The 10,289-nt window shown below is 71.4% G+C and carries 11 protein-coding genes; all 11 read right to left on the bottom strand.

The window, feature by feature from the left end:
- Positions 1-27 precede the first annotated feature (27 nt).
- The 11 genes from IPJ95_09580 to IPJ95_09530 all read right to left on the bottom strand — a co-directional run bounded on the left by IPJ95_09580 (position 28) and on the right by IPJ95_09530 (position 10,278).
- Positions 28-228, bottom strand: coding sequence for a 30S ribosomal protein S21 (locus IPJ95_09580; protein ID MBK7923860.1), 201 nt, complete (start codon positions 226-228; stop codon positions 28-30).
- Positions 229-342: 114 nt separating this feature from the next.
- Positions 343-2,001: an OmpA family protein gene (locus IPJ95_09575; GenBank protein ID MBK7923859.1), complete on the bottom strand. Its 1,659-nt coding sequence runs from the start codon at positions 1,999-2,001 to the stop codon at positions 343-345.
- On the bottom strand, positions 1,994-2,734 hold the full coding sequence (locus IPJ95_09570; protein MBK7923858.1) for a PspA/IM30 family protein: 741 nt from the start codon (positions 2,732-2,734) through the stop codon (positions 1,994-1,996). Before IPJ95_09570 ends, IPJ95_09575 begins: the two co-directional genes overlap by 8 nt.
- Before the next feature lie 112 nt (positions 2,735-2,846).
- On the bottom strand, positions 2,847-4,565 hold the full coding sequence (locus IPJ95_09565) for an ATP-binding protein (GenBank protein MBK7923857.1): 1,719 nt from the start codon (positions 4,563-4,565) through the stop codon (positions 2,847-2,849).
- On the bottom strand, positions 4,562-5,416 hold the full coding sequence (locus IPJ95_09560; GenBank protein ID MBK7923856.1) for a hypothetical protein: 855 nt from the start codon (positions 5,414-5,416) through the stop codon (positions 4,562-4,564). Before IPJ95_09560 ends, IPJ95_09565 begins: the two co-directional genes overlap by 4 nt.
- Positions 5,417-5,419: 3 nt before the next feature.
- A complete protein-coding gene (locus IPJ95_09555) occupies positions 5,420-5,770 on the bottom strand; it encodes a histidine triad nucleotide-binding protein (protein ID MBK7923855.1) in 351 nt (116 codons plus the stop codon).
- On the bottom strand, positions 5,760-6,473 hold the full coding sequence (locus IPJ95_09550) for a 16S rRNA (uracil(1498)-N(3))-methyltransferase (GenBank protein ID MBK7923854.1): 714 nt from the start codon (positions 6,471-6,473) through the stop codon (positions 5,760-5,762). Before IPJ95_09550 ends, IPJ95_09555 begins: the two co-directional genes overlap by 11 nt.
- A complete protein-coding gene (locus IPJ95_09545; GenBank protein MBK7923853.1) occupies positions 6,470-7,303 on the bottom strand; it encodes a 50S ribosomal protein L11 methyltransferase in 834 nt (277 codons plus the stop codon). Before IPJ95_09545 ends, IPJ95_09550 begins: the two co-directional genes overlap by 4 nt.
- A complete protein-coding gene (gene dnaJ, locus IPJ95_09540) occupies positions 7,300-8,427 on the bottom strand; it encodes a molecular chaperone DnaJ (protein MBK7923852.1) in 1,128 nt (375 codons plus the stop codon). Before dnaJ ends, IPJ95_09545 begins: the two co-directional genes overlap by 4 nt.
- A complete protein-coding gene (gene hrcA, locus IPJ95_09535; GenBank protein ID MBK7923851.1) occupies positions 8,424-9,458 on the bottom strand; it encodes a heat-inducible transcription repressor HrcA in 1,035 nt (344 codons plus the stop codon). Before hrcA ends, dnaJ begins: the two co-directional genes overlap by 4 nt.
- 106 nt (positions 9,459-9,564) lie before the next feature.
- The gene (locus IPJ95_09530; GenBank protein MBK7923850.1) at positions 9,565-10,278 is read right to left on the bottom strand and encodes a TonB family protein; all 714 of its coding nucleotides are present in this window, start codon (positions 10,276-10,278) and stop codon (positions 9,565-9,567) included.
- Between the last annotated feature and the right edge of the window lie 11 nt (positions 10,279-10,289).

The raw sequence follows: 10,289 nt of genomic DNA, 5'->3' as shown, positions 1-10,289 counted from the left end.
ACCGGTCTTCACCACAGCCATGCTGGACTAGACCCGAGGGGTACGCGGATAGGAGCGGCGGCTCTTGCGCTGCGCCGCGTTCTGCTTCCGCTTCCGCTTCTCAGACGGCTTCTCATAGTGGCGGTGCTTACGCAGGTCGGAAAGGATCCCGGCCTTCTCGCACTTTTTCTTGAACCGCTTGAGGGCCCGCTCGAAGCTCTCGTCATCGTGGATGATGACTTCGGACATTACTGGACTCACCCCTCTCCGGTCGCCATTGAAGGCGTATGGTATTGAGAAAGGCGAACTTAGGGGGTCGGAGGGCCAAAGGCAAGGGCGGCCCGAGGGTACCGCCCTCCCGCCCTACTCCAGCGTGAACCACTGCACCTCGACCCGGCGGTTCCCGTCGGCGTCGGGGCCGGCCGGCTCGTCCCATCCGCGCCCCACGATCTCCAGCCGCTTGGGGCTCACGTTGTACTTGGCGATGAGGAGCTTCTGGATCTCCCCGGCCCGGTCGCGGGAGAGCTCCACCGCCTTGAGCGCCATGCGGCGCACCAGGTCCTCGCCGCCGCGCTTGCGGAACTCGTCCACCATGGAGTTGTCCACGTGCCCCCGCAGCAGCACGGTGGAGCCGGGGCTCACCGTGAGCAGCTGCTTGATGGCCTCGAGGTTCCGCAGGTTCTCCGCCTGAGCCTGGTCCAGGCTGGCGGAGTTGGGCTGGAACAGGAAGCGGATGTCCTTGGAGAGCAGCGGGTCATTCTCGAGGCTGCCGCTCGGCCCACCGGCGATGGGCGCGATGGCGATGGTCTCGCCCTTGAACATCCCCGCCTTGTCGAGCGCCGCGAGCGCGGCGCCATCGGCGAAGCGCGAAGGGTCGGCGGGATCCTTGACCAGTTCGCTGCCGTAGGCGAAGACCGCCGACTGGTAGATCCCGCCGAAGCTGCCGGCGGCGTCGATGGCGCCGGAGAAGAAGGCCAGGTTCTCGGGCAGGTTGGAGAGGTGCACCTTCTGGAGCTCCGCCCGGGTCTGGTCGGCGGACCACTTGAACGCCTGCCCCACTACCGCCAGCTGGCTCTCGGGCGTCTGCCGCACCAGCTTGTTTCCCTCGAGGATGCCGCGCACCAGCCCCTCCACGATCTGGGGATGCTGCTGGGCGAAGCCCTCGTTGACCACCAGGACGTCGGCGATGATGAGCAGGTTCTTGTTGCTGGTGAGCAGCCGCGCCGCGCTGCCGCCCCGGGACAGCACCTCGGAGGTCTTGGGTTCCCAGGTGACGGCCCCGGCCAGCCGGTTGCCGCCGCCCTTGAGGTCGGCCAGGAAGAGGTCGCCGGCGGCGAAGCCGTCGTCGGTGTAGACCAGGTTCAGCGTCTCGGGGTTCGGGGCGGCCTCGAGGCCCCCGAGCATGGTGATGCCGAGCCCCGCCTCCTGGGCCAGGTAGCGGATGAAGAAGTCGGTCTCGGTGAACTGGGCCGCCGCGACGACCCTGCCCTTGAGGGCGTTGATCCGCCGGATGTCGCTGCGCACCACGATGCCGTCGGCACCGCGGGAGAAGCCGAGCTGCACCGGCACCTTCACCTTGAACTGCCGGCCATACACCGCCAGCACATCGGTGGTGGTCACGGAGGCGGCGAGCCGCCCGCTGTTGAGGGCGGACCAGCTCTCTTCCTCGCTGATGGCGAGCTTCACCCGGCAGCCGCAGTACTTGGTGAGGAGCGAGGCCGGGTTGGGGGCCAGCCCGCCATTGGCGGCGATGAGTCCGGCGTACCCCGCGTACTCGCTGATCTCGATCAGCACCGTGCTGTCGGCGGGGAGCTGGTAGGCCGCGGCCGGCGCCAGCACCGGCACGGTGGTCTGGACCTCGCTCACCTCGCTGGCGGGCGCGTCGGGGGTGACCCCAGGGATGGACGGGAGGGTCACCGGCTTCCCGCGCAGCATCTGGGCCCCGAACCAGACCAGCCCGCCGATCAGCGCGAGCGAGAGCAGCTTGCCCAGGAAGGTGACCCGCGGCTTCTCGTCAGCCATTGGACGGCCCCATCTCCTTCTGGGCCGATGGCCCCTGTGGCGTGGGGCCGGCCTGGATGCCCTGGCTGGCCAGGAACTCCGCCAGCGCGGCCTGTTCCAGCGCCTTGCTCTCGCCCTCCTTTTCCCGGACCTTGTCCATGTCCACCAGGTCCTTGGCCACGCGGGCCTTGCCGGCCGCCTGCTCGTAGCGCTTCTGCAGCGCCTCGTCCACGGTCTTCATGGTGTCGCCGAGGTCGCCCACCTTGAACGTGGCGTTGCTGAGGGCACCGGCCGCCTCGGCCTGCGCCTCCTTGATCTTCACCTGGTCGAGCTGCTTCTCGAGCCGCTTCACCTTGTCCTCGAACTCCTTCTGGACCACCTTGGCCTGCCGCAGGTTGGCGGTGTACGCCTCCTCGGTCTCGGTCAGCTCGGCGGCGTCGGTGGCGAGGTCGGCCTTGAGCTCCTGGAGCTCGCGGGCCAGCGTCCCCGCCAGCTCCATGTTGCCCGCCTGGTGGTTGGCCAGGATGCGGCGCTGCAGGTCGGCGGTCTTCTGCGTCTTGGCCTTGACCTGCCCCTTGAGCCGCTCGGCCACGCCCGCCATCCGGGCCAGGGCCATGTTGTAGTTGGCCATCTTCTCCCGGAACTCCTGCCGGGCGGCGTCCATCAGCGCTTCGGGATTGGACTCCTCGAGCCCGGAGATGAACAGGCCGAGGAACCCCCTGAACAGCCGACCGACGCGGGCAAACAGGCCCATGATGCCTCCTGAGGTGTGGTCGCCGCCCTCGCGGCGCGATCAAGTATCGGGATGCCCGCCATGACTGTCAAAGGGGCTCCGCTGCGGCCGAGCGGCCGAGCCGCCGAGCCGACTACATGAACCGCCGCAGCTCCTCGATGCGCCGTTCCAGCTCTTCCGGCGCCAGGTCGCGGAACCGCGCCGGCAGGAAGCGGGTGTCGGTGCACTCCTTGACCGCCACCAGGTCCATGTACTCGAGCTTCCGGGTGTTGGCGTTGGGCCGCACGTCCCGGAAGGTGGCGTGCAGGATGTCCTTGAGCGGCGGCCGCGGCTCCGCGGCCAGCTCCCAGGTGCGCAGCCCGCGTACGAACACCCCTTCGATCTCGTTGCCGCCCAGGGTCAGGTCGTCGGGGAGGTCGGGGAGGTCGGCCTCGGTGAGCGGCACCTTGATCTTGCGGGCCACGGCCAGCAGCAGCGCGCGGCGCTCCGCGTCCGTCTCGGGCGGGAAGAGCGGGATGTGCACGTCGAGCCGGCCCTGGCGCTTGAGGTCCACCTCGAGCAGGTCGGGGCGGCTGGTGGCGAAGACCCAGATGATCCGGCCCCGGTTGCGGGTGTCCGACATCTCCTTGGCCAGCATGCCGTAGACCCGGCCGGAGAGGCCGCTGTCGCCGTCGCCCCCCTCGCGCTTGCCGGCGGCCTGGTCGGCCTCGTCGACGAACACCACCACCTGCCCCAGCGCCCGCAGCACGGCGAAGATCTTCTCGAGGTTCGACTCGGTGGCGCCCACCCAGCGGTCGCGGAAGTTCTTGAACACCACGCAGGGAATGCCCAGCTCGCCGGCCCAGCAGGTGACGATGAACGTCTTGCCGGTACCGATCCGGCCGGCGATCAGGTAACCCATGGGGAGGGCGTGCAGCTTGCCGCGGCGGAGGAGTTCGGTGTCCTCGCGCAGCCAGGCGCGGACCGCCTCGAGGCCCGCCACGTGGTCCAGGGTGAAGCCGGATTCGATGAACTCGAGCAGGCCGGCGCACTCCCGCTCGATCGACTCCTTCTTCATGCGGGTGAGCCAGGCGCTGGTGATCCGCTCCCCGTTGCGCAGCGCCAGCGCGAGCACCCGGCGGGCGCCCACCCGTGAGAGGCCGGTCAGCCGGCGCGCCAGCTGCTCCATGGGCACGTCGGAGTTCGCCGCCAGCTCCGGCATGGGACCGGCCACCAGGGCCTGGAGGTACTCCGCCATCTCCGGCTCCCCGGGCAGCGGCACCCGGAGCGCCACGGCGTGCGGGTTGTCCGCCACGAGCTCGTTGAGGTCGTGCAGCTCCTCCGCCAGCAGGACCGTCACGATGTTGGCGTGCAGCACCGACGGGTCGTTGGCCCAGCCGAGCACCTTCACCACGTTGGCGCTGAAGGGGCCCCCGAGGCTCACCGCGTCGCCGCGGGGCACCACGAACTCGGCGAAGTCGATCACCACCGCGATCTTGCGCGCCTGGGCCGCCTTGTCCTGGATGGCCTGCAGGTTGAGCGTGCGCAGCAGGTAGCGGTCGATCAGCTCCAGCGCGGCGCCCGGTTCGCGCAGGTAGCTCTGGGCCTGGGCGGCGTCGCCCAGGGCGCCGCGGAGCCAGTCACCCCAGTCCTCGCCGCCCTTCACCGCGCGGATGCCGCGGCTGCGGTCGTAGCGGAGGATGACGTCGTAGCCCGCGAACATCACCTGGTCGAGGAAGGCCGGGAGGCCCAGCATCTTCCCGTCGTGGGGCACCGCGTCGAAGATGTTGCCGTGGAGCAGGAACTGGGCGCAGGCGCCGGAGCGGAACAGGTCCCGCATCTCGACGGCCCAGGCGGGCAGTGTGGCGGTCATCGGCCTTCCCGGATGGCGATCCGCGCGGCGGCGGGAGGCGGCTCGTCCAGCAGGTCGTCGAGCGAGCCGTACAGCTTCTGCTGGTCGGAGATCCACTGCGAGGCGCCGCCCAGGCTCCCGGTGATCTCGTCGAGGCGGGCCGAGAGGCCATCGGCGTCGGTGGAGAGGGCGGCCTGCTCGCGCAGCAGTTCCACCTGTTCCTGGATCCGCAGGATCTCGGCCTCGAGGAAGTCGAGCTTCTCCCGCCCCTCGCGCCGCTGGGCTACCCGCTGCTCCAGGATCTCCGCCTGGCTGGAGAGGCTCTTCCGCAGGTCCTCGCCCATGGCCGGGTCGGCCAGCCGCGCCCGCACCTCGGCCAGGCGGTGCTCGATCTCCTGGGTCTCGCCCAGGGTGGGCTCCTTGAGCACCCGGCTCATCGCCCGCCGCGCCAGCAGCAGCCGCAGGTACACCCAGATGAGCTTGCTCAGGTTCTCGCTCTGCACCTTCGCGGTGGAGCCGGTGGGGTCCTGCTGGGCAAACTGGTCCAGGATGGTGCGGCAGCGGGAGACGAACGCGACGTACCGGGCCTGGTCGGTGTCGGTCAGGCGCCGGACCATGGCTTCCATCCGCGCCTTCCACTCCGCCTCGCTTCCGTCGGTGGCGCGGCGGTCGATCACCCGCTGGAACCGGCCGTTGCTGGCGAGGCCCAGGAGGTAGGCCAGCTCGAGCCCGGCGCCCACCAGCCAGAAGCCGGGGTTGGTGAGGCCCAGCACGCCGAACGCCGCCAGCCCGATCCAGTTCGGGGCGACGAACATCCCGAACGGCTTGGCGCTGAAGGCGGCCCGCAGGTAGCCGAAGAAGGAGCGCTTCATGCCCTACCCCGGAGGCCAGCCGAGGCGGCGGCCACCGAGCAGGTGCAGGTGCAGGTGGAAGACCGACTGCCCGCCATCGGCGCCGGTGTTGGTCACCAGCCGGTAGCCCCCCTGGTCCAGGCCCAGGTCGGTGGCCACCAGGGCGGCGAAGGCCAGCAGCTTGCCCAGCACCGCCTCGCCCTCGGGTCCCCGGGCGTCGCGGACGGCGCCGTAGTGCGTCGTGGGGATGACCAGGACGTGGGTGGGCGCCTGCGGGGTGAGGTCGTGAAAGGCGACCGCGTCGGCGCTCTTGCGGACGACCTTCGCCGGGATGTCGCCCGCCACGATCCTGCAGAAGATGCAGTCAGCTGCCATGGCCCTCTCGCTGTCGGGATACCCACGCCGCCGTGAGCGCGGCGGTCGCCGCGGTCTCGAACCGCAGAATGTTGGGGCCGAGCCGCACGGGGGAGAAGCCCCCGGCCAGCAGCCGTTCCCGTTCGGCGGCGGTGAAGCCTCCCTCGGGCCCCACCGCCACCGCCAGCGGGCTGGCCCCGCCCGCGACCGGCACGGTCCCGTCCTGGTCGGCCAGCCAGCGGGCCGCGGGGAGGGCCCGGGCCAGAAAGTGCGCCAGATCCTCCGGTGGCGCCACCTCGGGGGCCCAGGCCGCGCCGCACTGCTTGAGCGCCTCGAGGGCCCGGCGCTGGAGCCGTGGCAGGTGATTGGCCCGCACGCCGGTGGCCACGCTGCCGCTCCGCTCGGTGGCCAGCGGCACCACCAGCGTGGCGCCGAGTTCAGCGGCCTTTTCCACCAGCGCGAGGAAGCGTTCCTTGTCACCGGCGCCCACGGCGAGCAACAGGGGCACCGGGGCCGGGAGGCGGTCCACCCGCTCCACCCGGACGGTCGCCTCGCGGCCCTGCCACACCACCGATCCCTGGGCGACGGTCCCCTGCCCGTCCACCAGCCGCACCGGCTCGGCGTCGGCGCCGCGGCGCACCCGCAGGTGGTGAGCTTCCTCCTCCGGGACCGGCGCGAGCGAGCCCGGCGCCAGGTGCCCCGGGGTCACGACCAGGGTGATCACCGCCGGGTGGCCCGGACCGCCCACCACCCTTCGTCCACGATCTCTTCCGCCACCACGAAGCCGCCGTCGCGCAGGGCGGGCCGGAACAGGTCGGCCTCGGCCAGCTCCATGCCGGAGAAGATGGCGGAGCCGCCGGGGGCCAGCGCGTCGCGGATCTCGGGGAGCAGCGCCACGTTCACCAGCCGCAGGATGTTGCTGACCACGACCTGGGCCCGGGGCAGCAGCGGGGTGAGCTGGGCGGCATCGCCCTCCAGAAACTCGACCCGCCCGGTGACGCCGTTGCGGGCCACGTTGTCGGTGGCGATCGGGATGGTCTCGCCATCCACCTCGATGCCGACCGCCTGCACCGCGCCGATCTTCACCGCCGCGATGGACAGGATGCCGCTGCCGCTGCCCAGGTCGAGCACGAAGTCGCCGGGACGGACCACGCGGTCGAGCAGCGCGAGGGCCGAGCGGGTGGAGCCGTGCTCGCCGCTGCCGAAGGCCATCTCCGGGTCCAGCCGCAGCACGATCTCGTCCGGCCCGGGCGCATGGGTGATCCAGCTGGGCACGATGCTGAACCGGCCCACGCGGCGCACACCGAGGCCGGCGCGCCACGCGGTGGTCCAGTCCACGTCGGCCAGTTCCTGCCGGACGCAGTGCACCTCGCTGCCATGGGAGGAGGCGATGGCCTCCTCGAGGGCGAGCGCGCCCGGAAGGTCGAGGGCGAACGAGACCAGCGTCCCGTCCGCCCGCTCTTCGACCGCCTGCCCCGTCTGTTCCACCAGCCAGGTCGCCAGGGCGTCCCGCTGCCCGCTCGGCGCCTGCACCTCGATCGCGAAGTAACTCATGCGCCCAGCGCCTCCTTGAGCTTGGACCAGAAACCGGCGGCGCGCTTGGGGGGCTCGCCCTCGTGGCGGGCCAGCTCGCGGAACAGGCGGCGCTGCTCGTCGGAGAGCTCCTCCGGGGTCCAGACGTGGACCCGGAGGAGGAGGTCGCCGCGGCCCGCCTGTCCCAGGCGCGGCAGCCCCTTGCCCTTGAGCTTGAGGATCGTCCCGCCCTGAGTGCCGGCCGGAATGGTGACGGCCTCGTCGCCGTAGGGCGTCGGGACCTTTACCGCCACGCCGAGCGCCGCCTGGGAAAACGAGACCGGCAGGTCGGAGACCAGGTTGTCGCCGTCGCGCTCGAAGCGCTCGTCGTCCTTGATCTCGATCATCACGAGCAGGTCGCCGGGCGGGGTGTTGCGGGGCCCCACCGCGCCCTGGTTGCGCAGGGTGAGGTAGTTGTTCTCCGAGACCCCGGCGGGGATCTCCACCTGCACGGTCTTGTCGGCGCGCACCCGGCCTTCGCCGCGGCACTCGTCGCAGGGGGTGGCGATCACCAGCCCCTCGCCGGCGCACGTCGGGCACGGGCTCACCGAGACGAACTGGCCGAACATGCTGCGGGCCGCCCGGCGCACCTCGCCGCTGCCGCCGCAGGTTCCGCACTTGGCGGGCCGGGTGCCCTTCCGGGCGCCGGAGCCGTCGCAGGTCTCGCAGCGGTCGAGGGTCTTGAGCTTGATGGTGCGCCGCGCGCCGGTGGCCACCTCGGTGAGCGAGATCTTCACGCTGACCCGGATGTCCTGGCCGCGGCGCGGCTCGGCGCGGCCGCCCTGCCCGAACAGGCCCTCGAAGCCGCCGAAGTCGCGCATGAAGATGTTGAGCGCCTCGGAGAGGTCCACGTGGTGGAACCCGCCGTACCCCGGGCCGCCGGCGTTGCCACCCAGGCCCGCCTTGCCGTAGCGGTCGTAGCGGGCCCGCTTGTCGGGATCCTTGAGGACCTCGTAGGCCTCGGTCAGCTCCTTGAACCGCTCCTCCGCGTCGGGCGAGGGATTGCGGTCGGGGTGCAGCTCCATCGCCTGCTTCCGGTAGGCCTTCTTGATGTCGGCCTCGGAGGCGTCTTTCGCGATCCCCAGCAGGTCGTAGTACTCGCTCACTCCATCAGTCCTTCCACCAGGCGGCTCGTGTGGTCCACGAGTCCGATGATCTTGTCGTAGGGCATGCGGGTCGGCCCGATCACGCCGATGACGCCGGCGAGGTCGCCCGACCGGTAACTCGAGGTCACCAGCGTGAAGCCGGTCAGCCGCGTGTCCGAGTGCTCACCGCCGATGGTGATCGTCAGCCCGCTGGCGCGCCGCGCGGCGAGAGCCTGCTGCAGCATGTCGCGCCGCTCGGTGAGGTCCAGCAGGTCGCGGATCCGTCCGCTGGTGGCGAACTCCGGCTGCCCCGCCAGCATCTGGGCGCTCCCCAGCACCACCGCGTCGGTCCCGGAGGGGAGGCCGAAGATTTCCTCCCCTTCCTCGATGAAGATGTTGAGCAGTTCGCGGTCACCGGGCGTCCGCTCGGCGTCACGCAGCCGCTCGCCGAGCGTGGTGCGGATCTCCTGCAGGGAGAGCCCGGCGAGCCGCTCGTTGAGCGTCTGCGCCACCCGGCCCACGGTGTCGGCGGGCAGGTGGCCGGAGACCTGGACGAAGATGGTCCGCACCGCGCCGCTCTTGAGGTGGAACACCAGGAGGAGCCGCTCGGTGGACACCTGGGTGAGGTCGATCTTCTCGAGCACCACCTGGTCGAACGCCGGCGCCACCGCCACCCCCAGCTCGTTCGTCAGGACGCCCAGCACCTGCGCGGCGCGGCGGAGGATCTCCTCCAGCGCGCTGCGGGCGGTACCAAGCTCCGCGGTGAGCATCCGCTGGTCCTCGCTGCTCGGCGGGGCCAGGCCAGCCAGGTTGTTGACGTACCAGCGGTAGGCCCGGTCAGTCGGGATCCGGCCCGCGGAGGTATGCGGATGGTAGAGGTAGCCCTTCTCCTCGAGCTCGCCCATCGTGTTGCGGATGGTGGCCGAGGAGACACCCAGCGGGAAGCGCTGGGCGATGGTCTGGCTCCCCGCGGGCTCCGCAGTCTCGATGTAGACCTGGATGACCGCCTCGAGGACGCGGATCTCCCGGTCGGACAGGCCGTCGGCTGACATGGGGGGTAATCTAGTGCCGGTAGGGCGGTTAGGGCGATTGGGCGGCTCGGCGGCTCGGCGGCTCGGCGGCTCGGCGGCTCCGCCCTCTCACCTCGCGCCCCCAAGGCTATTCCCCCAGACGGAACGCCGCCGCCTGCTGTACCAGCACCCGCACCGGCAGTCCGCGGTACTCGCCCGGCCGGTAGCGGCAGCTCGCGGACAGCACCCCTTCCTTCGCCGCCGCTCCGAAGGCCGGGTGGCTGCTGCTCGCGATCCGGACCGAGGCGGAGTCCACCCGCCCGTCCAGCCCCACCACGAACTGCAGCACCGCCCGCCCGCCCACGCCCATCGACCGGAGCGCCGCCGGGTACGCCCCGAGGCACCGCGCGTCCGGTACCAGCTCCGGAGCACGATCGGCCTCGGACGGGAGCATGACGTCGCCGAGGCTCGGGGCAGCGCCGGCGCCGGGAAGTCCGGGGAGGAGTTCTCCCCCGCCTCGGAGGGCGCCGGCCAGGGTCTTGGGATCGACCGGCGGCCCGACGGGCACCGCCGGGAGGTCCGTCGGGGACAGGGTCGGCACCGTAATCGTGGGGAGGTCGGGCGTCGGGAGGGCCGGCACCGGAGTGGCCACCACCGGCCCCGGGCTGGCGGTGGCGGCCGGGCGCGGGGGCAGCTCGAAGATGACGTCGACCGCGATGGGCCGTGGCTCGGGTGCCCGAGCCGGGCTGCGGGTGGCCCCGATGGCGCCCAGCACCAGGCCGGTGTGCAGCACGAACGAGAAGACCGACTGACGGCCCAGCGCGCCGGGCCGGCGGCGGGACTCGATGAGCTCGCTGAACATCGTCACGCTCC

The organism is Gemmatimonadota bacterium (genome assembly GCA_016713785.1).
In the GTDB taxonomy this organism is placed as follows: Bacteria; Gemmatimonadota; Gemmatimonadetes; order Gemmatimonadales; family GWC2-71-9; genus JADJOM01.
The sequence above is the reverse complement of the archived record's forward strand: the minus strand, read 5'-3'. Positions and strand labels throughout refer to the sequence as shown.

Coding starts and splice junctions, on each gene's coding strand:
- IPJ95_09580 (MBK7923860.1), bottom strand. CDS start 228: ATGTCCGAAGTCATCATCCACGATGACGAGAGCTTCGAGCGGGCCCTC.
- IPJ95_09575 (MBK7923859.1), bottom strand. CDS start 2,001: ATGGCTGACGAGAAGCCGCGGGTCACCTTCCTGGGCAAGCTGCTCTCG.
- IPJ95_09570 (MBK7923858.1), bottom strand. CDS start 2,734: ATGGGCCTGTTTGCCCGCGTCGGTCGGCTGTTCAGGGGGTTCCTCGGC.
- IPJ95_09565 (MBK7923857.1), bottom strand. CDS start 4,565: ATGACCGCCACACTGCCCGCCTGGGCCGTCGAGATGCGGGACCTGTTC.
- IPJ95_09560 (MBK7923856.1), bottom strand. CDS start 5,416: ATGAAGCGCTCCTTCTTCGGCTACCTGCGGGCCGCCTTCAGCGCCAAG.
- IPJ95_09555 (MBK7923855.1), bottom strand. CDS start 5,770: ATGGCAGCTGACTGCATCTTCTGCAGGATCGTGGCGGGCGACATCCCG.
- IPJ95_09545 (MBK7923853.1), bottom strand. CDS start 7,303: ATGAGTTACTTCGCGATCGAGGTGCAGGCGCCGAGCGGGCAGCGGGAC.
- hrcA (MBK7923851.1), bottom strand. CDS start 9,458: ATGTCAGCCGACGGCCTGTCCGACCGGGAGATCCGCGTCCTCGAGGCG.
- IPJ95_09530 (MBK7923850.1), bottom strand. CDS start 10,278: ATGTTCAGCGAGCTCATCGAGTCCCGCCGCCGGCCCGGCGCGCTGGGC.